The following is a 25,330-nucleotide window of genomic DNA, read 5'->3' as shown; positions in this document are numbered from 1 at the left end:
TCAGCGCTACCTATACATTCCCAACGATCTGTAACAGGGCTGTTACGGGCTCGTTCGTGCACGAACGGGCAAGGATTGGCCGGCTACCGCTGTGCGGTAGGGCGGCCCACCATCCAGCAGGGAGCATGTATGGATAACATCGTCGTCGCCGATAAAAGCACCGAACAACTGTCGCAATCCGCCTGGGGCGACCTGCGCCTCAACCAGCCCAGCCTCGTTCAACTGCCCGTCGCGCCTGACCGCGTGGCCAACGTGGTGCGCGATGGACAAAACCTGGTGGTCACGCTCAAGTCCGGTGAAAAGATCACCCTCGGCAATTTCTTCGTGGTCAACGAAGCCGGGATCGGCAACGACATCGTCTTCGTCGGCGAAGACGGCACGCTCTGGCGCGGCCTCTACGACGCCGACGCCTTCACCGGCTTCACCTTCGAAGACTTCGCCTCGCTCGACCAGCTCATGGCCGGCCTGGGCGAAGCGGGCAATGCCACGCCCACCTTCGCCATTGCCGGGTTGGGCCTGCTCGGCGCCGGTGGTGCCGCAGCGGCGGCCGGCAGCGGTGGTGGTGGCGGCGGTGGCGGCGGTGCCCCAGCGGACACCACGGCCCCGGCCGCCGCGACCGACCTGTTGGTCAGCGCCGACGGCCTGCGCCTGAGCGGGCGTGGCGAAGCCGGCAGCACCGTCAACGTGCGCGATGCGGCGGGCAATTTGCTCGGCAGCGGTACGGTGGGCGGCGATGGCACCTTCGACCTGGCCCTGGCGCCTGCCCAGGCCAATGGCGAAGTGCTGGACGTCAGCCTGACCGACGCCGCAGGCAACACGTCCGAGCCCGCTACGGTCACAGCGCCCGACATCACCGCGCCGCAACCGCCTACGGACCTTGCGATCAATCCCCAGGGCACGGCCGTCTCCGGCACCGCCGAGCCGGGCGCCACCGTGGTGGTGCGTGGCCCGGACGGCAGCCTGCTCGGCAGCGGTACGGTGGCTGGCGACGGCAGCTTCAGCGTGCCTTTGCAGCCCCCACAAACGGGCGGCCAGCCCTTGCAGGTCAGCGTGACCGATCCGGCCGGCAACACGTCCGGCAGCACGGTCATCGCCGCGCCTACGACCGATACTCCACCCGATACCAGCGCACCGGACGCGCCCACCGACCTGGCCGTAAGCGCGGGCGGCAACCAACTGAACGGCCGCGGCGAAGCCGGCACCACCGTCAACGTACGCGATGCCCAGGGCAACTCGATTGGCACCGGTACCGTAGGTGCCGATGGCAGCTTCAGCGTTGTGCTCGATCCTGCCGTGATCGACGGCAGCGCCCTGCAAGTGGACCTGACCGATGCCGCAGGCAACGTCTCGCCACCAGTGTCGGTGCTGTCACCGGACTTGACCGCACCCGCTCCGCTGACCGATCTGGCCGTGGCCAATGGCGTCACCCTGACCGGCACTGGCGAGCCTGGCGCTACCGTGCAGGTGCGCGATGCCGCCGGCAACCCGATCGGCAGCGGCACCGTAGGCGCCGACGGCAGGTTCACACTGACCCTCGACCCGGCGCAAGCGAATGGCGAGGTCGTCGATGTGCGCCAGACCGATGCGGCGGGCAACACCTCAGCGCCGCTGACGTTCCGAGTGCCCGACATCACCGCCCCCAATGCCCCGACCGAACTGGCCGTCAGCGCCGACGGCACGGTGCTGACCGGTCGCGCCGAGCCTGGCAGCACCGTGCGTGTGGTCGATGCGCAGGGCAACGTGCTCGGTACGGCCACCGTCAACGCTGCCGGCAGCTTCGCGGTCGCACTCGCGCCGCCGCAAATCGACGGCCAGGCGCTTTCGGTCACTGCCCAGGATGCGGCCGGCAATACTTCAGCCGGCGCAGCGGTGACGGCACCCGATCTGGAAACGCCGATCGATGACACCGCACCCGACGCGCCCACCGCACTGACCGTCAGCCCAGGCGGCAGCCAGTTGAGCGGGCGTGGCGAGGCTGGTACTACCGTCAATGTGCGCGACGCACAAGGCAATCTGATCGGCACGGGTGTAGTCGCTGCCGACGGCAGCTTCATCGTTGCGCTTGACCCCGCCGTGATCGACGGCAGTGCTTTGCAAGTGAATCTGACCGATGCCGCTGGCAACGTCTCGCAGCCGGGTTCGGTGCTCTCGCCCGACTTGACTGCACCTGCGCCTTTGACTGATCTGGCAGTGGCCGGTGGCGTCACTCTGACCGGCAGCGGCGAACCTGGCGCTACGGTTCAGGTGCGCGATGCTCAAGGCAACCTGATCGGCACCGGCACCGTGGGTGCCGATGGTGGCTTTACGCTTACCCTGAACCCAGCCCAGGCCAATGGCGAGTTCATCGACGTGCGTCAGACCGACGCGGCGGGCAACACCTCCGTGCCCCTGGCCTTCCAAGTACCCGACATCACCGCCCCTGCTGCCGTCACCAACGTGGTGGTCGGTGCCGATGGCGTGACACTGTCGGGCCGCGGCGAAGCCGGTGCCACTGTGCAGGTGCGCGACGGCAACGGCGCGCTGATCGGCACGGGTACGGTGGCCGCTAACGGCACCTTCGTACTGACCCTGGACACGCCGGTAGCCGCCGGCCAAGCCATCGCCTTCACGCAAACCGATGCTGCTGGCAACGTTTCTCCAGATCTGGACTTCACCGTACCTGCCACCCCCGCTCCGGCCAGTCCGACCGGACTGACGCTCAATGCAGACGGCACCGAACTGAGCGGCACCGCCACGCCCGGAAACCGTGTCGAAGCCCGTGCCGCTGACGGCACCTTGCTGGGCAGCGCCGTAGCGGCGGCGGACGGCACCTTCACCATCACCCTGCAACCGCCTCAAGCCAACGGCGAAATCATCGATGCCGTGGCCATCGACGCCAATGACCAAAGCTCGATCCCCGCTTCGATCACCGCCCCCGACATCACCGCCCCCAATGCCCCGACCGAACTGGCCGTCAGTGCCGACGGCACGGTGCTGACCGGCCGCGCCGAACCTGGCAGCACCGTGCGTGTGGTCGATGCGCAGGGCAACGTGCTCGGTACGGCCACCGTCAACGCTGCCGGCAGCTTCGCGGTCGCACTCGCGCCGCCGCAAATCGACGGCCAGGCGCTGTCGGTCACAGCCCAGGATGCGGCCGGCAACATTTCGGCCAGCGCGGTGGTGACAGCGCCCCATGTCGATACGCCGGTCGACGACACCGCGCCCGATGCGCCCACCAACCTGGTCGTCAGCCCAGGCGGCAGTCAGTTGAGCGGCCGCGGCGAGACGGGCACCATCGTCAACGTGCGCGATGCCCAAGGCAACCTGATCGGCACCGGCACGGTGGGCGCCGATGGCAGCTTCACCGTTGCGCTGGACCCGGCCGTGATCGACGGCAGCGCCTTGCAAGTGGACCTGACCGATGCGGCCGGCAACGTTTCGCAACCGGGTTCGGTGCTCTCGCCGGATCTGACCGCACCTGCGCCGCTGACCGATCTGGCCGTGGCCGATGGCATCACCCTGACCGGCTCTGGCGAGCCGGGCGCTACGGTTCAAGTGCGTGATGCCCAAGGCAATGTCATCGGCACCGGCACCGTGGATGCCGATGGCAGCTTCACGCTCACCCTAAACCCAGCTCAGGCCAATGGCGAGTTCATCGACGTGCGCCAGACCGACGCGGCGGGCAACACCTCCGTGCCCCTGGCCTTCCAAGTACCCGACATCACCGCCCCTGCTGCCGTCACCAACGTGGTGGTCGGTACCGACGGCGTGACACTGTCGGGCCGCGGCGAAGCCGGTGCCACCGTGCAGGTGCGCGACGGCGATGGCACGCTGATCGGCACGGGTACGGTGGCCGCCAACGGCACCTTCGTGCTGACCCTGGACACGCCGGTAGCCGCCGGCCAAGCCATCGCCCTCACGCAAACCGATGCTGCTGGCAACGTTTCTCCAGATCTGGACTTCACCGTACCTGCCACCCCCGCCCCGGCCAGCCCGACCGGACTGGCGCTGAATGCCGGCGGCACCGAACTGACCGGCTTGGCGACACCTGGCGATCGAGTGGAAGTGCGCGGCGCCAATGGCGTACTGCTCGGCAGCGCCGTGGCCGCCCAAGACGGCACCTTCGCCATCACCTTGCAACCGCCTCAAGCCAACGGCGAACTGATCGATGCGGTCGCCATCGACGCCAACGGCCAAAGCTCGATCCCCACCTCGCTCACCGCACCCGACATCACTGCCCCCGCCGTGCCGACCGAACTCACCGTGGACGCCGACGGCAGCAACGTCACCGGCCGTGGCGAACCCGGCAGCACCGTGCGCGTGCTCGATGCCCAGGGCAACCCGCTCGGCAGCGCCGTGGTCAATGCCGCCGGCAGCTTCACCGTGCCGCTCGACCCGCCACAAACCGCAGGCCAGGCCCTGGCCGTGACCGCAGAGGATGCCGCCGGCAACGTCTCGGCGCCGGTGGGCATCACCGCGCCCAACCTCGAACCGCCCGTCGACGTCACGCCGCCGGCCAGCCCGACCGCCCTGGTGCTCAGCCCTGGCGGCGGACAGTTGAGCGGCCGTGGCGAAGCGGGTACGACGGTGACCGTGCGCGATGCCCAAGGCAACGTGATCGGTACGGGCGCGGTGGCGGCCGACGGCAGCTTCGTCCTTGCCCTCGCCCCCGCGATCGTCGACGGGAGCGCGTTGCAAGTGCAGCTCACCGACGCCGCAGGCAACACCTCGGCGCCCGTTTCGATCGCTACGCCAGACCTCACGGCACCGGCCCAGCCGAGCGCACTGGCGCTGGCCGACGGCACCACCCTGAGCGGATCGGGCGAGCCCGGCGCCGCCGTCGTGGTGCGCGACGCGCTGGGCACGGTGATTGGCACGGGACAGGTACGTGCGGACGGTGGCTTCACTCTGACCCTCGACCCCGCCCAGGCCAATGGCGAGTTCCTCGACGTGCGCCAGACCGACGGTGCCGGCAACACCTCCGCCCCGCTGGCCTTCCAAGCGCCCGACATCACTGCCCCCGCCGCCGTCACCAACGTGGTGGTCGGCGCCGACGGCGTCACACTTTCAGGCCGCGGCGAAGCCGGTGCCACCGTGCAGGTGCGCGACGGCGACGGCAACCTCATCGGCACCGGCACGGTGGCCGACAACGGCACCTTCGTGCTGACCCTGGACACGCCGGTAGCCGCCGGCCAGGCCATCGCCCTCACGCAAACCGACGCCGCCGGCAACGTTTCGGCAGGCTTGGACTTCACCGTACCTGCCACCCCGGCCCCGGCCAGCCCGACCGGACTGGCCCTGAACGCAGACGGCACCGAACTGAGTGGCGTCGCCACGCCCGGAAACCGTGTCGAGGCCCGTGCCGCTGACGGCACTTTGTTGGGCAGCGCCGTAGCGGCGGCAGACGGCACCTTCACCCTCACCCTGCAACCGGCCCAGGCCAATGGCGAACTGATCGATGCGTTCGCCATCGATGGCAACGGCCAAAGCTCGATCCCTACTTCCCTCACCGCGCCCGACATCACGCCGCCAAGCGTGCCGGGCGAACTGCTCGTCGGCGCCGACGGCGCGTCCGTCACCGGCCGTGGCGAACCGGGTAGCACCGTGCGCGTGGTCGATGCCCAGGGCAACCTGCTCGGCACCGCCGTGGTCAACGAGGCCGGTAGCTTCAGCGTGCCTCTGGTGCCGGTGCAGACCGCCGGGCAAGCGCTGTCCGTCACCGCCCAGGATGCGGCCGGTAACGTCTCCGGCCCGGCCGCCGTCACCGCGCCCGACCTCGAACCGCCGGTCGATGTGACGCCGCCGCAGGCCCCGCTCGACCTGGCGCTCACTCCGAACGGCGTGCGCCTGACCGGTAGCGGCGAGGCCAACGCCCAAGTGCAGGTGCGCGATGCCCAAGGCAACCTCGTCGCCAGCACTACGGTCGGCGCCGACGGCCGCTTCGGCCTCGACCTCGCACCCGCGGTGATCGACGGCAGCACCTTGCGCGTGACCCTGGTCGATGCCGCCGGCAATGCCTCGGCGCCGACCCTGATCACCAGCCGCGACCTCACCGCACCGCAACAGCCAAGCGACCTGCAACTGATCGACGGCGACCTGCTCAGCGGTACCGGCGAGATCGGCGCCCAGGTCGAAGTGCGCGACGCCGCCGGCGTGCTGATCGGCAGTGGCAACGTCGATGCCGACGGACGCTTCAGCCTCACCCTCGACACGCCCCAGCTCAATGGCGAGCTGCTGGACATACGCCTGATCGATGCGGCGGGCAACGGCTCGACGCCCCTGGTGTTCCCAGCGCCCGACCGCACCGCCCCCGATGGGGTCGGCAACATCGTGGTCAGCGCCGATGGCCTGCTCATCGCCGGGCGTGGTGAAGCAGGCGCCACGGTCAGCGTACGCGATGCGAACGGCCAATTGCTGGCGAGCGGCGTGGTGGGCGTCGATGGCAACTTCCTCCTGCCGTTGACCGAGGCCATCCTGCCAGGCAGCGCCCTGACCTTCGTACAGACCGACGCAGCCGGCCTCACCTCTGACCCGGTCAACTACCTCGTGCCGCTGACCCCGCCGCCGCTCAGCCCCAGCGATCTGGTGCTGGCCGCGGACGGCAGCAGCCTCGGCGGCAGCGCCACGCCGGGCACGACGGTGCAGGTGCGCGACGCCAACGGCGAGGTCGTGAGCAGCGTCGGCGTGGGCGCCGAAGGCCGCTTCGACGTGGTGCTCGACCCGCCCCAGGCCAACGGCGAGCAACTGCAAGTGGTCGTGGTCGACGGCGCAGGCAACGCTTCGCTGCCCGTGCCCATCACCGCACCTGACCTCACCGCACCCGATGCGCCCAGCGCGTTGCTGGTCAGCGCCGACGGGCGCAGCGTTGTCGGCCGTGCCGAAGCAGGCAGCCAAGTGCAAGTCAAGGACGCCCAGGGCAATCTGCTCGGCAGCGTCCAGGCCAATGCTGCGGGCAGCTTCAGCGTCACCCTGCAACCGGCCCAGGTCGCCGGCCAAGCGTTGCAAGTCAGTGCCACCGACAGCGCGGGCAATACGTCGCTGGCCGGCAACGTGACGGCACCGCAGATCGAGGTGCCGGTCGACACCACTGCGCCGGCCGCACCCACGGCGCTGGCCATCAGCCCCGACGGCGCCATACTGTCCGGTCGTGGCGAAGTCGGGACCACGGTCCGTGTGCTGAATGCCGCAGGCCAAGTGCTGGCGCAGGGCCAAGTGGCGCTCGACGGCCAGTTCATCCTCGACCTGGTGCCCGCCGTCATCGACGGCAGCGCGCTGCGCGTGACCCTCACCGATGCCGCGGGCAACACCGCCAGCGCTTCGCTCGACGCACCCGACCTGACTGCGCCCGCGCAACCCACCGACCTGCTGCTGGTCGGCGGCCAGACCCTGAGCGGCAGTGCCGAAGCCGGCGCGCGGATCGAGGTACGCGACGCCGATGGGGCCTTGGTCGGGCAAGCGCTGGTCGATGCCCAGGGCCGCTTCAGCCTGAGCCTGGATACCCCGCTGCTCGACGGCGAAGCGTTGCTGATCGAAGTGATCGATGGCGCGGGCAACCGCTCGACGCCGCTGGACTACGACGTAGCGGACGTCACCCCGCCAGGGCTGGTGCTCGACATAGTGGTGAGCGCGCTCGACGGGCTGGTCGCCGGCCGCGGCGAAGTCGGCGCCCGCGTGGAAGTGCGGGACGCCAATGGCACGCTGCTGGGCGCCGCCGTGGTCGCCGACAACGGCACTTTCCTCGTCGCCCTGGACACTGCGGTCGCCGCAGGCGATGCGCTGAACCTGGTGCAGATCGACACGGCCGGCAACCGCTCCGCCGAACTGTCGCTCGACGTACCTGGCAACGCCGTGCTGCCAAGCCCCGCCAACGTGGTGGTGGCCGAAGACGGCGCCAGCGTCAGTGGTACCGCGCCAGCGGGCAGCCAGGTGCTGGTGCGCGATGCTGCCGGGAATTCGCTGGGGGAAGTTCGGGCCGACGGCGCTGGCAACTTCCAGTTGCCGCTCGTTCCGCCCTTGGCCAACGGCGAAGACTTCACCCTGGTGGTGGTCGATGCCGCCGGCAACAGTTCGTTGCCTACCCCCGCCGTAGCCCCGGACATCACCGCGCCGTCGGCGCCCTTGGGCCTGCAACTGAGCGCCGACGGTGTCACCCTGAACGGCCGTGGCGAGCCGGGTGCCAGCGTGCAGGTGGTCGGTGCCGATGGCCAAGCGCTGGGCACTGGCGTGGTCAACGACAACGGCAGCTTCAGCCTGACGTTGAACCCGGCGCAGGTCGCCGGCCAAGCGCTCGACGTCATCCTCACCGATGGCGCCGGCAACGTCTCCACGCCCGGCAGCCTGACCGCGCCGAACCTGCTCGGCCCGCTGCAACCCTCGGGTTTCACCGTGGATGCCACCGGCACGCTGCTGAGCGGCCTCGGTCAAGCGGGCGCCACCCTCACCGTGCGCGACATCGACGGCAACGTGCTGGGCAGCGCCACGGTCGACGCCGCAGGTCGCTTCAGCCTCACCCTCACCCCGGCGCAACGCAACGGCGAAACGCTGGACATCGAAGCCAGCGACACCGCCGGCAACCTGGCCACGGTGACGTTCGCTGTGCCTGACATCGAACCGCCCTTGCCGGTCGCCCAGTTGCTGGTCAGCGCCGAGGGCACCACCGTCAGCGGCCAGGGCGAAGCGGGCGCCAGCGTGACCGTGCGCGGGCCTGACGGCGCCATCCTAGGCAGCGTGCTGGTGGCGGCGGACGGCCGCTTCGACGTGCCCCTGGACCCCGCGCAAACCAACGGCCAGACCTTGACCGTCGAACAGCGCGATGTGGCCGGCAATCTGTCCGCCCCCGTCACGGTCGGCGCCCCGGACCTGGAAACGCCAGAGCCTGCCAGCGCCCTGCAACTGCTGCCCGACGGCAGCGTACTGATCGGCATAGGCGAACCTGGCACCACCGTCACCGTGCGCAACGCCCAAGGCGTGGTCGGCAGCGTCGTGGTTGCCGCAGACGGCAGCTTCCGCGTGACGCTGGAGCCGGCGCAACTCAACGGCCAGCGCCTCACCGCGACCCTGACCGATGGCGGCGGCAACGTTTCCCCAGGCGTCGATGTGCAAGCACCGGACCTGCAAGCCCCCGACATCGCCGCCGGGCTGTCGCTCAGCGTCGACGGCACCCTGCTCAGCGGCATCGCCGAACCAGGCGCCAGCGTGGAAGTGCGTACCCTGCTGGGCGTTGTGCTGGGCACGGGTACGGTCGATGCCGACGGACGCTTCCAAGTCGATCTGCCTGCGCAGATCGACGGCCAATTGCTGGATGTGCTGGTGATCGACGCCCAGGGCAACGCCTCAGCGGCGGTACGCTACACCGCCAATGACACCAGCCCTCCCCTGGCGCCCGACAACCTGCAGCTCAGCCCCAACGGCAACCAGTTGTCCGGTACGGGCGAAGTGGGCAGCCGCGTGGAAGTGCGCAATGCTGCGGGCGATCTGCTCGGTCAGGGCGTGGTGCAGCCCGGCGGCCTGTTCGTGGTCAACCTGACGCCGCTGCAGAACGAGGGTCAAACCCTAAGCGTGACCCTGACCGATACGGCGAACAACACCTCCATCCCCACAGACGTGACCGCGCCCGCCACTGCGCCGCTGGAAGCACCACTGGGCAGCGTCAGCGTCGACGGCAGCACCGTCAGCGGTACGGCCGTTGGCGCTGTGAGCGTCACCCTGCGCGATGCCGCCGGGCTCGAGTTGGTCACCGTGCCGGTGCAGACCGACGGCACCTTCACCGCGACCCTTCCCGCCACGCTGACCAACGGCGAGCTGATCAGCCTGATCGCCACCGATGGCGCTGGCCTCACCTCGCTCGAAGCGCTGCTCAACGCGCCCGACTCCACTCCACCCGAAGCCGCGCTGAACGTCTCGGTCAGCCTGGACGGCGCCAGCATCAGCGGCAATGCCGAGCCGGGCAGCACGGTGGTCGTACGTAACGCAGACGGCGAGTTGGGCCGCGTTCAGGTCGGTGACGACGGCACTTTCGTGGTGCCTCTGCTCACCGCGCTGCTGGCCGGCGACAGTGCCGAACTGGTGGTGATCGATGCCGCCGGGAACCCGAACACAGTGCCTACGCCGGTGGACGGCCCGCTCGGCAGCATCGTCGAGACACCGTCCCAATTGCAGCTCAGCGCCGACGGCTTCAGCCTCACGGGCGTGGGCACGGCCGGCTGCCAGATCAGCGTGGTCGCCGAGGGCGTGACCCTGGGCACCGGCACGGTGGGCACGGACGGCACCTTCCTGGTGTTCCTGCGCATCGCCGCCTTCGGCGGCCAGACGCTACAGGTCAATGCGTCGCTGCAAGGCGTGGTGTCGGCGCCGGTCAGCGTGGTCGCGCCGGACGTTACGGCGCCGGATGCCCCTGTGGTGACCCTGGTCGAGCGCGATGGCACGGCCTTGAGCGGGCGCGGCGAAGCGGGCGCGACCGTCACGGTCCGCGACACCGGCGGCGCCTTGCTCGGCAGCGCCGTGGTCGACGCCGCCGGCGCGTTCAGCGTGGCCTTGAACCCCGCCCCGGTGAACGGCGAAACCCTGCTGGTGCGCCAGGCCGATGCGGCCGGCAACCTGTCGCTGGCGATTTCGTCCAGCGCACCCGACATCACGCCGCCGGCCGGCGCCTCGGCTGTGAGCTTGAACGATGCCGCCACGGTGGTCAGCGGCCAGGGCGAAAACGGCGCACTGGTGACCGTGCGCGACGCCAACGGTGTGGTGCTGGCCACCGGTACGGTCAACCAAGTCGGGCAGTTCCAGGTCACTCTGCCGATCACCCAGGTCAGCGGTGCGCCGCTGCAGATCACTCTGACCGACCGGGCCGGCAACACCTCCGAGCCGGTCGCGCTGGCTACGCCGGACCGCACCCCACCGCTGGCGGTCGGGCAACTGCTGTTGAGCGCAGACGGCAGCCGGCTCAGCGGTACCGGCGAACCCGGCGCCAGCGTGCGCGTGCGTACGCCTGACGGCACCTTGGTAGGCAGCGCGACCGTGGCCGACAACGGCCTGTTCGTGGTCGCGCTGACACCGCCACAAACCACGGGCTTGACCTTGGGCGTGACCCAAGCGGACGCGGCCGGCAATCTGTCGCCGGCCATCGCCCTGACCACCCCCGACCTGCAACCGCCAGCGCCATTGAGCAACCTGGTGCTGAACAACGACGGTCTGACCCTGCGCGGCCTGGGCCAGGCAGGCAATACGGTGGAGGTGCGCGACGCGGCAGGCACGCTGATCGGCACCGGCACGGTCGCCGGCAACGGCACCTTTGTGCTCAGGCTGGACGCCGCACAACTCGACGCCGAGCGCCTGAGCGCGGTGCAGATCAACGCAGGCGGCATCGCTTCGGCGGCCGCGCCAGTCGTCGCCCCTGACCTGACGCCGCCTGCCGCGCCCAGCGACCTGCTGCTGGCCAGCGGCGGCCTGCAACTCACCGGCAGCGCCGAAGCCGGCAGCACCGTGCAGGTGCGCGATGCCCAAGGCCTGCTGCTGGGTACCACCCTGGTCGACGCCAACGGCACCTTCCGCCTGACCCTCGCGGCGCCACAGGTCGATGGCCAAGCGCTGCAGGTGACCGCCACCGATGCCGCCGGCAACCGCTCGGCGGTAGCCAATGTGCTCGCCGCCGACACCACCCCGCCCGACTTCGTCAGCAACCTGGCGCTGTCGGCCGACGGCGTGACCTTGACCGGACATGGCGAGGCAGGTGCCGACGTCACGGTCAATGTCATCGACGTCAATGGCACCGTGCTCGGCACCGGCGTGGTCGATGCCGACGGGCGCTTCGCGATCACCCTCGATCCGCCTGCCACACCGGGCTTGCCGCTCGGTGTGGTGCAAGTCGACGCCAACGGCAATGCCTCGCCCGCCCTGACCTTCGACGTACCGGCCATCCCTGCGCCACAGACGCCGACGCAACTGCTGCTGGCCGACGACGGCCTGAGCCTCAGTGGCATCGGCAGTGTCGGCAGCACGGTACAGGTCTACGGTCCCAACGGGCTGTTGCTGGGCAGCGCGGCGGTGCTCGCCGACGGCACCTTCAACGTGACTTTGAACAGCCGCCAGGCCAACGGCGAGCGTTTGGAAATCAGCGCCGAAGGCGCCGCTGGCACACTGTCGCTGCCGACCACGCTACAAGCGCCGGACCTGATCGCGCCACAACCCTTGACGCAGTTGTCGCTGTCCGCCGATGGCCTGGTGCTCAGCGGCAAGGGCGAAGCCGGCGCCACGGTCAGCGTCAGCGGTAACGGCGGCCTGACGCTGGGCACGGCCCAGGTGGCGGCCGACGGCAGCTTCAGCGTCACCTTCGATGCCGCGCAACTCAACGGCGAGCGTCTCGACGCCACACAGGCCGATGCGGCCGGCAACATCTCCACCAGCATCGCCTTGTTGGCAGCGGATCGTACGGCGCCCGAGGCCCCGGCCGAACTGCGCCTCGCCAGCGGCGGCGGCGTGCTGCTGGGTACCGGCGAAGCGGGTGCCCAAGTCAGTGTGCTGGATGCCAGCGGCGCCCTGTTGGGCAGCGCTACGGTGCTGCTCAACGGTACCTTCGAAGTGGCACTGACGCCGCTCCAGGCCAATGGCCAGATCCTCCACGTGGTGCTCACCGACGCCGCCGGCAACCGTTCGGCGGCCAGCGACCTCACAGCTCCCGACACCAGGGCGCCCACCCTGCTCAGCGACGTGAGCATTTCCGCCGACGGTGCGACGCTGAGCGGTCGTGGCGAAGTGGCCGCCGTGGTCACGGTGAGCAATGCGGCCGGCGAGCCGTTGGGCACGGCGACCGTCGATGCCAGCGGCAACTTCAGCCTCACCCTGACCCCGGCGCTGACCAACGCCGAGGCCCTGCGCCTGGTACAGGCCGACGCGGCCGGTAACCTGTCGCCGGTGCTGATCCTCAACACCCCGGACTTCACCCCGCCCGAGCCGCTCAGCGCGGTGCGGATCAGAGTCGACGGCAGCGTGGTCACCGGACGCGGCGAACCGGGCTCGACGGTGACCGTGCGCGACGCGACCGGGCAGGTGCTGGGCAGCGGCCTGGTGCAGCCCGACGAGACCTTCCGCGTCGAGCTCGACCCACCGCAGATCGATAACCAGATCCTCGACGTGCAGCAGGCCGACCCGCCCGGCAACCTCAGCCAGGCGGTACAGGTCACCGCGCCCGACCGCACGCCGCCGCTGGCGCCGGACAACCTGGCGCTCAACGGCGCAGGCGACCAGCTCAGCGGTACGGGCGAGCCCGGCACCCGGGTCACGGTCAGCCTGGGCGGGGTGCCGATCGGTACCGCCGACGTGGGCGCCGATGGCCGCTTCGTGGTGCCGTTGGATGCTGCGCAGCGCAATGGCGAACGCCTGCAAGTCACCCTCGAGGACGCCAGCCAGAACGTGTCGCTGCCCACTTCCCTGGTGGCGCTCGACGTCACGCCACCGGCGCAAGTGGTCGCCAGCCTCAATGCCGACGGCACGCAGATCAGCGGCAGCGGTGAAGCCGGCGCGCGGGTGACTGTGGTCAACAACCTGGGCAACGTCGTGGCCCAAGGCGTGATCGACGACGAGGGCCTGTTCGTCCTGGACCTTGCCACCGCGCAGCAGAACGGTGAGGTGTTGAGCGTCGTGGCGCAGGACGCCACGGGCAATCCATCGGTGCCGCTGCTGCTCACCGCGCAAGACCTCACCCCACCGGCGCCCCTGCTCGACCTCAACCTCAATGCGGCGGGTACGCTGCTCACCGGCACGGGCGAAGTGGGCAGTACGGTCAGCGTACGTGCCGCCAACGGTGCGGTGCTGAACGAAGTGCAGATACCGGCGGGCGGTGCCTTCGCGGTGCCGATCACACCCGCGCAGCTCAATGGCGAGACGTTGACCGTCAGCGCCACGGATGCCGCGGGCAATACCTCCGCCGCGCAGACCGTGGTCGCTCTGGACGTCACACCCCCGGGGCTGGTGACCAATCTGTCGATCAATACCGCTTACGACGTGCTGACCGGTCGCGGCGAAGCGGGTGCGACGGTACGTGTCACCGAAGGCGCCACGACGCTGGGCAGCGCCGTGGTGGCGGCCAATGGCACGTTCCAGGTAGTGCTGGCACCGACCGCCACACCGGGTGCGCCGCTGTCGATCACGCAGACCGACGTCGCAGGCAACCTGTCCCCAGCCGAGACCTTCGACACGCCGCTCGAACCCGTACCGGCGGCGCCCACCGGCGTGCTGCTCAGCGCCGATGGCCTGGTGGTCACCGGCCTCGCCACGGCCGGCAGCGAAGTGCGGGTGTACGACGCCGCCGGGGTACAGCTCGGCGTCGCCGAGGCGACCTTGCAGGGCACCTTCCAGATCACCCTGGCGCAAGCGCAACTCAATGGTCAGATGCTCGAGGTCGTCGCCAGCTCCAGTGGCGGTGCGTCGCAGCCCTTCGTACTGATGGCTGCGGACGTCACGCCACCCGCGCAGCCGGTGGTGGTTTCCTTGTCGGGCAACGGCCTGGTGCTCAGCGGTACCGGCGAGGCCGGCGCCACGGTCACGGTGCGCAGCGCGCTGGGCGCCACATTGGGCACCGCGTCGGTGACGGCGGCGGGCACCTTCGCCGTCACCCTGGGAAGCCCCCAGCTCAACGGCCAGACCCTCAACGTGCAGCAGACCGATGCCGCCGGCAACGGCTCGGCCGTGCTCGGCTACAGCGTGCCGGACGTGCAAGCGCCTGGCGCACCGGGCAACCTGCAACTGCTCGACGGCGGCCTGCGCCTGGTAGGCACGGGCGAGGCGGGCGCCCTGGTCAGCGTCAGCGGCCGGGGCGGCGCGGCTTTGGGTTCGGTGCAGGTCGGTGCCAATGGCCAGTTCGAACTGACGCTGCCCACCGCCCAGCTCGATGGCCAGGTGCTGACCGTGCGCCAGGCCGACCGCGCCGGCAACCTGTCGGCCAGCGCCACCCTAACCGCCGCCGACACCACGGCGCCCACCGCGCCGAGCGTCGCCATCAACGCGGCGGGCACCGTGCTCACCGGCACGGGCGAGGCCGGCACACGGGTGATCGTGCGCAGCAACGGCACGGTCGTCGGCACGGCCACGGTGGCGGCCAACGGCAGCTATGTGGTCACGCTGACCACACCACAGGTCAACTTCGAAACCCTCAACGTCACCCTGACCGATGGGGCGGGCAACGTCTCGCCGGTGAGCAGCGTGGTGGCGCCCGACTTCACTCCGCCGAGCCTGGCCGGCAACCTGCTGGTCAACGCCACCGGCACGCTGCTCACCGGCAGCGGCGAAGTGGGCGCCAGCGTCACCGTGCGCGGCGCCGACGGCAGCGTGCTGCAAAGCGGTGTGGTGATCGGTGCTACGGGGCTGTTCAGCGTGGTGCTCAACCCGGCGCAGGACAATGGTCAGGCTTTGACCGTGAGCCTCACCGACCCGCGCGGCAACGTGTCGGCCAACGCCACGGTGGTGGCGCCGGACATCGACGTCAACCTGCCGGTGGTGGCCAGCGACAACCTGGCGACCGCCGTGGTCAACCTGGCGCCGGTGGTCGTCACCCAAGCACCGATCAACGACAGCTACACCCTGCTGGCGGGCCTCAACACTAGCAAGGCCTTCAACTGGACGGTCGCCGCCGGCACTACCGCCAATCCGGTCCTGACCCTGAGCACCGACAACCTGCTGGGTCTGCTCAACAGTTCGACCTTCACCTTGCAGGTGAAGAACGCCAGCGGCGTCTGGGTGGACATCGCCACCGCCAACGACTCGGCGTTGTTGACCTTGGTGCTGCTGCCCGGCGTCGGGCTGCGCGCCACGATCGGCACGTTGCAGGCCGGTGACTATCAACTGGTGACGCGTTCCGGGGGATTGGGCGTACTGACCACGGTCAACACCCGGCTGGACATCGAAACCACCAGCCTGACCCAGTTCACCGGCACGGGCACGGCGCTGGCCGGCAACGTCGTCAGCGACCTGGGCACCGACGGCACCACCGACATCCTCGGGCCGGACAGCGGCGCCGTGTTGCAGGTGCTCAAGGCCGGCAGCTACGTCGCGGCCGGCGCCGGCACCACGGTCCAGGGCCAGTACGGCAGCCTGCTGATCCGTGCCGACGGCAGCTACACCTACACCCCCAACGGCAGCACCGCGAGCGTCGGCAAGGTCGATGTGTTCAGCTATCAGTTGGCGCATCCCAACGGCAAGAGCGACACCGCCAACCTCTACGTGCGCATCGACAGCCCACAGGCCACTGAGGTGTGGAACGACAGCAACCTCGCCGCGCCGGCAAGGCTGGTGGACGCCGTGGACGATGTGGGGCGCAGCAACCTGGTACTGGCCAACAAGGTCACGACGGCGACCCAGGACTTCGCCCGCATCGACCTGCCGGCCCTGGCAGGCGTCAAGTCCAGCGTGCTGGGCCACACCGTGGCCGCCGGCACCACCGCCGACCTGCAAGTGGTGCTGACCTCGGCCAATTTGCTGGCGCTGCTGGGCAATGCTTCGGTGCAACTGCAAAAACTCAATGCCAGCGGCCAGTACGTAACCGTGCAGACCGTCAACGGCAACGACCTGCTGAGCCTGGTGAACAACACCGCGCGCGGCTACACCTTCGCCAACCAGAGCGCCGGTACCTACCAGGTCACGGTCAAGGCCAGCGGCTTGTTGGGCCTGGGGTCGAGCTTGAACTCCACGCTCAACACCAGCACCAAGTCGCTCACCGAGTTCATGGTCGACCGCTCCAGCGTCGCCACCGGCAACCTGCTGGCCGGCGATACCCTGGGTTCGAACCTCACCACCCTGAGCGTGCAGACCGCCGCCAACACTTACGCGCTGCCTGGCTACAACGGCATCAGCGTGGTCGGGCTGTACGGCATTCTGCTGGTGCAGGCCGACGGCAGTTACAGCTACACGCTCAAACCCGGATTGGCCGGCTCGGTGGTGGGCCAGGTGGATCAGTTCACCTACGCCCTCACCCACCCCAACGGCAGTGTCGACACCGCGCAGCTGAAGATCACCCTGGCCGAGGGCGCTGTCACTGGCGTGCAACGCCTGGCGGTGCTGGACGACAACGCCCAAGTCTCGCTGCTGGTGGCCGGCGGGGCCGAGGCGGATGATCGAGCGGTGCAGGCGCTGAGCGACGATCCGCGTGACACGCCAGCCGCCGATACCAACGACAGTGGTGCCGATACCAGCGTGGCTGCGGACGACCTGCTCGGCGAAGACGCTTTCGCCCAGGTGCAGGACGCTGCCGAGGGCACCACCCTGCTCTGGCAAGGCGGCGACGCCAGCATCGACCTGGGCAGCCTGGTTGGCCAGGTCCAGGCCCTGGAAGTGCTCGACCTCAACACCACCAGTGCGGTGAGCCTGAGCGTCAGCCTGGAGGATGTGCTGGCGCTGGGCGACGGAGTGGGCAGCCCGTTGCTGATCAAAGGCGACGGCGCCGACTCGGTGCTGCTCGGCGAGCAGTGGAGCCTGGCGGGCCAAGGCGTGGCGGACGGCATCGACTACGACCAGTACACGGCCCAGCAAGACCCGAGCCAGCAACTGTGGATCCAGAACAGCGTGCATGTGGTTTAGGGAAAGCTAGTCTATGGTTGTAGGAAACGTCTTGATACGAAGGTAATGCAAGGCGAGCGCAGGCAGGATTTAGGTCTTGCCCGCGCTCGATTTGGCCGGCGCGGCACACCGGTCCTTTTCCGAAACGATGGCGACACCTGCAAGCGCGTCGGGCCTGTGTCCGGCAGTCATGGATGACACGGTATTAAGGGAATGATGTGAAGTCAGGCTGTTCGCTGTCTCCGTTGTTGCCAGGTGCCTTCGGGCTTCTGGCATTGATGCTGCAACCGGCCGCCTTGGCCGACGACGATATCGATCCGGCCTTGCGCCAGATCAGCCCCTCCTCGATTCGCGACAGCCCCCAAGCCGTGCCGGCGCGCCCGCCGACCGGCCAGGCGGCAGATGGCCAGGACCGCCTGGGCCTGGCCGAGGCCGCGTTGCAGGCGGTGCAGTGGCACCCGCGCATCGCCGAGGCCATCGGCGATCTCTATCGCCAGGGCGAGGGCATCAACGTCGCCCGCTCCGGTTATTACCCGCAGATTTCCGGGGGCGTGCGCACCGGTTTCGACTCCGGCTACGGCGGCGACCGCAGCAGCCAGGCGCTCAACCTCTCGCTCAAGCAGATGCTCTACGACTTCGGCAAGGTCGACTACGCCGTCGATGCAGCCAATGCGGCGGCCGCCCGCGCCCAGGCCAACATCCTCTTGGTGATCGACGAGCTGGCGCGCGACACCGCCTATGCCTGGATCGAGACCCAGCGCTACGCGCGCCTGATGGACATCGCCCGTGCGCAGATCCAAGGCGTGGGCGAAATCGTCGGCCTGGCCCGCCAGCGCAGCGACATGGGTGCCAGCACGCGCTCGGACGTGGTCCAGGCGCAGTCACGGGCCGAGGCCGCGCAGGCCGTGTTCGAGGAGTACCAAGCGCAGTACCAGCGCTGGCGGGCGGCACTGGCCACCCTGCTGGGGCGCAGTTCGCCTCCACCGCTGAGCGACGATGCACCGACTGAACTGGGCCAGGCCTGCCAACGCCCGTTGGCCGGCGACGACCGTCTGCCGGCCGTGCTGATGGCCCTGGCCCAGCGCACGCAATCCCAGGCCGAACTGGCCCAGGCCAAGGCCGAGGCGTATCCGACCCTGTCGCTGCAACCGCAGGTCAACCACTATCTGGACAACGACTACAACCGCGACAACCGCAACCTGGACCGCACCCAGGCCGGCATCTATCTCAATGTCGAGGTGCCGATCTACCAAGGCGGTGCCACCAGCGCCCGTGCCCGTGCCGCCGGCCACGCGCTGAGCGCCGCCGATTCGGCCGAAGACGCGGCGCGCCTGCAAGCGCGCCGCGGCTTGGCCGAAGCCCAGGCGCAGACTTCGGGCCTGGGCCGCCGGCTGCGCTCGCTGGAACTGCGCCAGGACAGCATCCAGGAAGCGCGCATGCTCTACGGCCGGCAGTACCTGGAGCTCGGCACCCGGCCCCTGCTCGACCTGCTCAACGCCGAGCAGGAAATCTACCAATCGCGCTTCGACATGGCCGCCACTCGTTCCGACCTGCTACGCCTGAACGTCGACTGCCTATACAACAACGGCGCGCTGCGCCCGGTGCTGGGCCTCGAAGGCCAGCGCCTGCAAGGGGTGGAGATCCTGCCATGAACGATGCCGTCAACCTGAGCAAACCGGGCGCTGCCACCTCTGCCGCCGCTGCCGATACGGGCGCCGGTGCGCACGGACTTGGTCTTGGTGGTTCTGGCGCGGATAAAACCGGCGCTGACGGACCCGCTGCCGGTCAACCCGCCGCAGGAAGACCCAACGCCAGTCGAACCGCCGCCGGTCCACTGGACAGCCGTCAACCCGACGTAGGAAGACCTGGCCCCGGTCAATCCGCTGCGGGTGGATCTGGCGCTGGCGGACCTACGGCCGGCGACCCCGCCCAGCGCCCGGACCTCGGCCCTTGGCTGGAAAGCATGCTACAGGTGGCCCGGCACTACCGCCTCGACGTGTCGCCGCAGCGTATCCGCCTGGCCGCCGCCGAAGACGCGCGGCCCTTGGACGAGATCCTCCGGCACATGGCGCGCCAGGCCGGGTTGACCCTGCGCTTCGTGCGCTTCGACGCCAAGGACCTGCGGCAATGGCGCGCGCCCTTGGTGTTGGAGCTGGACGACGGCCAGCTGGCGGTGGTCGAGGCGGTGACCGAAGACGACCACCTGGCCGTGGTCTTCGCCGGCGACCAGGGCCTGGCCAGCCGTCTGCACCGCGACCAGTTGCAGGGCCGCATCGCCCGCGTCGCCCTGCTGCGCCCGGCCCGCCCGTTGCGCGACGTGCGCACCGACGACTACACCGCGCCCTACGACCGCCACTGGTTCGCGCGCATCGTGCTGCGCGACCTGCGCCCTTATGGCCAGGTGATGCTCGCCTCCCTGGTGGCCAACGTGCTGGCCCTGGCCGGGGTGCTGTTCTCCATGCAGGTGTACGACCGGGTGATTCCGGCGGAATCCTTGCCCACGCTGTACGTGCTGTTCGGCGGCGTGGTGCTGGCGCTGGTGTTCGACCTGACCATGCGCCTGCTGCGCCTGAAGGTCACCGATCTGCTGGGCAAGCGCGCCGACCTGCGCATTTCCGACCTGGTCTACGGCCATGCGCTGCGCTTGCGCAATTCGGTGCGGCCCAAGTCCACCGGCTCGTTCATTTCGCAGTTGCGCGAGCTGGAGCAGATCCGCGACCTGATCACCTCCAGCACTGCAACGGCGCTGGCCGACCTGCCGTTCTTCCTGCTGTTCCTGTTCGTCTTCTGGCTGATCGGCGGCGTGCTGGTGATCATTCCGCTGGCGGCGCTGGTGCTGATGATTCTGCCCGGCATCCTCGCCCAACGCCGTCTGGCGCGTCTGGCCAACGCCTCGATGCGCGAGTCGGGGCTGCGCAACGCCATGCTGGTGGAAAGCATCCAGGGCCTGGACGAGATCAAGGCCCTGCAAGCCGAAGCGCGCTTCGAGCGGCAATGGAACCAGTACAACGCCGCCTGCGCGCACAACAGCCTGCGCCTGCGTACCCTGACCAACGGCCTGGTGACCTGGACGCAGAACATCCAGGGCGCGGTGTTCGCCGTGGTGGTGGTGGTCGGCGCGCCGATGGTGATCGCCGGCGACCTCACCACCGGCAGCCTGGTGGCGGCCTCGATGCTGGCCTCGCGCATGATGGCGCCGATGGCGCAACTGACCCACGTGCTGACCCGCTGGCAGCAGGCCAAGGTAGCCCTGGAAGGCATCGACAAACTGATGCAGAGCCCGGTCGACCATCCGGAAGGCGAAGCCCGCGTGCACCTGCCGGCGATCCATGGCGAGTACCGGCTGCGCCAAGCGGTGTTCCGCTACAGCCCGGAGGCCACACCGGCACTGAGCATCGGCCAGCTGAGCATCGCCCCCGGCGAGCGTATCGCCGTGCTGGGGCGCAACGGCGCCGGCAAGTCCACCCTGCTGCAAGCCCTCGGCGGCGCCATGGACCTGGCGCAGGGCGAAGTCACCCTCGATGGTATCGCCCTGGCCCACCTGGACCCGGCCGACCTGCGTCGCGACGTTGGCCTGCTGGCGCAACACGCACGCCTGTTCCACGGCACCCTGCGGGAAAACCTGACCCTGGGCAGCGGCCAGGCCAGCGACCAGGAACTGGTCGCGGCGCTGGCAGCCAGCGGCGCCCTGGCCTTCGTGCGGCAACTGCCCAAGGGCCTCGACCACCTGATTCTGGAGGGCGGCCTGGGGCTGTCCGGCGGCCAGCGCCAGGCCCTGGTGCTGTCGCGCCTGCTGCTGCGCCAGCCCCAGGTGCTGCTGCTCGACGAGCCCACCGCCGCGCTGGACGATGTCACCGAGCGCGCGTTGCTGGACAACCTCGAGCGCTTCTGCCAGGGCCGCACCCTGGTCATCGCCACCCACCGCATGAGCGTGCTGCAACGGGTCGACCGGGTGCTGGTGCTCGACGGCGGGCGCATCGTCATCGACGACCAGCGCGACGCCGCGCTGGCGCGGCTGAGCCAGGGAGGCCAGGCATGAGCCGTTCGTTTTCATTCGTTGCCTGTGGCGAGCGCCGACATGGCCCGCTCGCCGCCCTACCGACAGCGCCAGGCCAAGGAGGCCAAGCATGAGCCAACCGTCGTTACCCGCTTCCTACCTGGACGGCCAGGACGACCACGCGGTACTGCGCGCTGGGCGCGTGATCACGGTCTGCGCCCTGATGCTCGCCGCGTTCGTGGCCTGGGCGGCCTGGTTCGAGATCGTCGAGGTGTCCACCGGCACCGGCAAAGTCATCCCCAGCTCCCGTGAACAGGTGATCCAGTCGTTCGAAGGCGGCATCGTCGCGCAGATGAACGTCGCCGAAGGCGACATGGTGCAGCGCGACCAGGTGTTGGCCCAGCTCGATCCGACCAAGACCGAATCCACCGTCGGCGAAAGCGAGGCCAAGTACCGCGCTGCGCTGGCCAGCGTGGCTCGGCTGCGCGCCGAAGTCAGCGGCAAACCGCTGACCTTCCCTGCCAGCCTCAAGGACTGGACCGAGCTGACCGAAGCCGAAACCGCGCTGTACCAGACCCGCCGCCGCGGTCTGGAACAGACCCTGGCCGGCATCCAGGATTCGTTGCGTTTGGTGCGCAGCGAGCTGCAGATCACCGAGAACCTGGCCAAGCTCGGCGCTTCCAGCCGGGTCGAGGTGATCCGCCTGAACCGCCAGCGCTCGGAACTCGAACTCAAGGCCACCGAAGCGCGCTCCGATTACCTGGTGCGGGCCCGCGAAGAACTGGCCAAGGCCAGCGCCGAAGCCGACAGCCTCAAGGCGGTGATCCGCGGCCGTACCGACTCGCTGACCCGCCTGACGTTGCGCTCGCCGGTGCGCGGCATCGTCAAGGACATCGAGGTCAATACCCTGGGCGGCGTGGTGCAGCCTGGCGGACAGGTGATGAAGATCGTGCCGATGGACGAGCGCCTGCTGATCGAAACCCGCATCTCGCCCCGCGACATCGCCTTCATCCACCCCGAGCAGGCGGCCAAGGTGAAGATCAGTGCCTACGACTATTCGGTGTATGGCAGCCTCGACGGCCACGTGGTGGGCATCTCGCCCGACACCCTGCAAGACGAGGTCAAACCGGAGATCTACTACTACCGCGTGTTCATCCGCACCCAGCGCGACAGCCTGGAGAACAAAGCCGGCAAACAGTTCGCGATCACGCCGGGGATGGTCGCGACGGTGGACATCCGCACGGGGCAGAAGACCATTCTGGAGTACCTGATCAAGCCGATGAACCGGGCGCGGGAGGCGTTGCGGGAGCGGTGACTCGGGGCGGTGTCGTAGCCATTGGGTCGGCGCTCCGATCAGTCGCAATGGGTGGCAACGCCCCTGTAGGAGCGACTTCAGTCGCGATGGGCGGCAGCGCCGCCCCGACCCAGGCGGCTTGCCAGTACGGGCTAAAGCCCCGCGCGTTCAAGCCGATAACCCGGCATCCTCCCTCATTGAGTGCAAGCTCGCCCCATGGCTACCCAAAACGCCCGCGCAGACTCGCTGTCGCTGCTGCTCTTCACACTGCGCAGCGGCAAGCTGATGGCGATCAACCTGCTCAAGGTCAGCGAAATCATTCCCTGCCCGGCGCTGACCCGCTTGCCCGAAGCCCACCCGCACGTCAAAGGCGTGGCCACCCTGCGCGGCAACCCGCTGTCGGTGATCGACCTGTCGCGGGCCATCGGCGAGCGGCCGCTGGAAGACCCCAACGGCGGTTGCCTGATCGTCACCGAGATCAGCCGCTCGCGGCAGGGCCTGCACGTGCAGGCCGTGGTGCGCATCGTGCATTGCCGCACCACCGACATCAAACCGCCGCCGTTCGGTTCGGGCAACCGTTCGTTCATCACCGGCGTCGCACGTGTCGACGACGCCTTGGTGCAGGTGCTGGACATCGAGAAAGTGATCCACGGCATCGCCCCGCCGCCCCAGATGGCGCCCAGCAATGGCCTGGACGAAGATGCCGCCAGCCTGCTGGCCGCCGCCAACATCCTGGTGGTCGACGACAGCCAGGTCGCGTTGCAGCAGTCGATCCACACCCTGCGCAACCTGGGCATCGACTGCCGCACGGCACGCAGCGCGAAAGACGCCATCGAAGTGCTGCTGGAGCTGCAAGGTACGGCCAGCGAGATCAACATCGTGGTCTCTGACATCGAAATGTCCGAGATGGACGGTTACGCCTTCACCCGGACCCTGCGCGAAACGCCGGACTTCAAGCACCTGTACGTGCTGCTGCACACCTCGCTCGACAGTGCCATGAGCAGCGAGAAGGCGCGCCTGGCCGGGGCCAACGCCATTCTCACCAAGTTCTCCTCGCCGGAACTGACCGACTGCCTGCTGGTGGCGGCGCGCGCGGTGGTGTTCGGCGAGCCGTGAGCGATACGCCGCCAGCGTACAGATGAAGACACAGCCTCAGGGTTGATGCCTGACCTCAGTCGGGCATAATCCAGCGTCTTCAGATGAAAGTGCCGGTATCGCATATGAAGTTCTTCTGCTCAATCCTGATCACTTGCGCCCTGGCCAGCGGCGCCGCCCATGCGTCGAGCAGCCAGGCCTGGAACGACTACCGCCAGGCGCTGCTCAAGTCCTGCCTGGCGGCGAGCCAGCTCAAGGACGTCCACGTGCTGGGCAAGCCCGCCGAGTTCGACGACCAGGTCGGCTACAGCGCCCTGCTCATCGAAGGCGTCTATCCGCAGAAGGCCCTGAAAGGCAAGCTCGGCACCGAGCTGTGCCTGTACGATCGGCGCGTGCAGAAAGCCTTCGTCAGCGAGTGGGTCATCGGCAAGTCATGAGCACGGCCTTGCGCTTCGCCTGCACCGGCTGCGGCAAATGCTGCACCGGCCACCACGTGCCGTTGACCTTGAACGAAGCGCGGCAGTGGGCGCAGGCCGGCGGGCAGGTCATCGTGCTGATCGAAGGCTTCGTCACCGACGGTCCGGGCATGCCGGTCGAGCAGCGCGAGCATGCCTTGCGCCGCTCCCTGGGCGTGCCGTGCGGCACCGGCGAGGTCCAGGTGGCGGTCACCTTCGCGGCCTTCAACCCAGGCCGCTGCATGCACCTCGACACGGCCGACCTGTGCACCATCTACGAAGCGCGCCCGCTGGTCTGCCGCATCTACCCCATGGAAATCAACCCGCACATTCCGCTGCGCCCAGAAGCCAAGGACTGTCCCCAGGAAGCCTGGGAACGAGGGCCGGTGCTGATCCACGGTCAAGTGGCGGCGGACCCGGCGCTGCGCGCGCTGATCGAAGCGTCGCGCCAGGCCGACCGCGACGACATCGCAGCGAAGGTGGCGGTCTGCGAACGCTTGGGGATGACCATCAGCGCACTCAAAGGCAACGGCTTCACCGCCTGGCTGCCGGATATGACCGCCTTCGCGCAAGCGCTGGACCATCCCCTGAGCGGCAGCCCCGAACCCTGGCAGGTGCACGTGGAGCAGCCCAATCTGGCCGAAGCTGTCGGCACCTATGGGCTGCAGGTCACTGCACAGACGCCTGAGTACTACACCTTCATCGGATTCTGACCGCTGATCGGGCGACGCCGGATGCCGACATACCCCTGCGCGGGCAAGGCATCGTTTCGGCGAACCTGGCGCGCGGCGCAGCAGCCGCTCTGGCATGCAGGTTCTGACCGGAAAGACAGATTTTTCGAGCAGATACCAACGCCTTATTCTTACCCAATTGGTAAAGGTGCTTATTGCGCCTGACGCTTTTTCCTGCTTAGCGCCAGGACTACCGTAACGCCATCCACATAGCACTTGCTCAGCAAGAAGGTAGTTC

General features: G+C 68.9%; 7 protein-coding genes. All 7 read left to right on the top strand.

Annotated elements, in window-relative coordinates; all coding sequences use genetic code 11:
• Positions 1-129: 129 nt before the first annotated feature.
• The 7 genes from AA0Z93_RS11385 (at position 130) to AA0Z93_RS11355 (ending at position 25,074) form a co-directional block, all read left to right on the top strand.
• Positions 130-17,541, top strand: coding sequence for a BapA/Bap/LapF family large adhesin (locus AA0Z93_RS11385; RefSeq protein ID WP_413048842.1), 17,412 nt, complete (start codon positions 130-132; stop codon positions 17,539-17,541).
• A 257-nt stretch (positions 17,542-17,798) separates the two neighbouring features.
• Positions 17,799-19,172, top strand: a complete 1,374-nt coding sequence (locus AA0Z93_RS11380; RefSeq protein WP_413048843.1) for a TolC family outer membrane protein — start codon at positions 17,799-17,801, stop codon at positions 19,170-19,172.
• A 302-nt stretch (positions 19,173-19,474) separates the two neighbouring features.
• On the top strand, positions 19,475-21,559 hold the full coding sequence (locus tag AA0Z93_RS11375; protein WP_413398590.1) for a type I secretion system permease/ATPase: 2,085 nt from the start codon (positions 19,475-19,477) through the stop codon (positions 21,557-21,559).
• An 88-nt stretch (positions 21,560-21,647) separates the two neighbouring features.
• Positions 21,648-22,832: an HlyD family type I secretion periplasmic adaptor subunit gene (locus AA0Z93_RS11370; RefSeq protein ID WP_413048845.1), complete on the top strand. Its 1,185-nt coding sequence runs from the start codon at positions 21,648-21,650 to the stop codon at positions 22,830-22,832.
• Between the two features lie 195 nt (positions 22,833-23,027).
• Positions 23,028-23,927, top strand: a complete 900-nt coding sequence (locus AA0Z93_RS11365) for a chemotaxis protein (protein WP_413048846.1) — start codon at positions 23,028-23,030, stop codon at positions 23,925-23,927.
• A gap of 104 nt (positions 23,928-24,031) precedes the next feature.
• Positions 24,032-24,343, top strand: coding sequence for a hypothetical protein (locus tag AA0Z93_RS11360; RefSeq protein WP_413048847.1), 312 nt, complete (start codon positions 24,032-24,034; stop codon positions 24,341-24,343).
• A complete protein-coding gene (locus tag AA0Z93_RS11355; protein ID WP_413048848.1) occupies positions 24,340-25,074 on the top strand; it encodes a YkgJ family cysteine cluster protein in 735 nt (244 codons plus the stop codon). Before AA0Z93_RS11360 ends, AA0Z93_RS11355 begins: the two co-directional genes overlap by 4 nt.
• Positions 25,075-25,330 lie beyond the last annotated feature (256 nt).

This window comes from Pseudomonas phoenicis (assembly GCF_047302395.1).
GTDB lineage: Bacteria > Pseudomonadota > Gammaproteobacteria > Pseudomonadales > Pseudomonadaceae > Aquipseudomonas.
The sequence above is the reverse complement of the archived record's forward strand: the minus strand, read 5'-3'. Positions and strand labels throughout refer to the sequence as shown.

What these genes read in the sequence shown, in the direction of transcription:
- AA0Z93_RS11370 (WP_413048845.1), top strand. Translation starts at nt 21,648, where the DNA reads ATGAGCCAACCGTCGTTACCCGCTTCCTACCTGGACGGCCAGGACGAC.
- AA0Z93_RS11360 (WP_413048847.1), top strand. Translation starts at nt 24,032, where the DNA reads ATGAAGTTCTTCTGCTCAATCCTGATCACTTGCGCCCTGGCCAGCGGC.
- AA0Z93_RS11385 (WP_413048842.1), top strand. Translation starts at nt 130, where the DNA reads ATGGATAACATCGTCGTCGCCGATAAAAGCACCGAACAACTGTCGCAA.
- AA0Z93_RS11380 (WP_413048843.1), top strand. Translation starts at nt 17,799, where the DNA reads ATGCTGCAACCGGCCGCCTTGGCCGACGACGATATCGATCCGGCCTTG.
- AA0Z93_RS11365 (WP_413048846.1), top strand. Translation starts at nt 23,028, where the DNA reads ATGGCTACCCAAAACGCCCGCGCAGACTCGCTGTCGCTGCTGCTCTTC.
- AA0Z93_RS11355 (WP_413048848.1), top strand. Translation starts at nt 24,340, where the DNA reads ATGAGCACGGCCTTGCGCTTCGCCTGCACCGGCTGCGGCAAATGCTGC.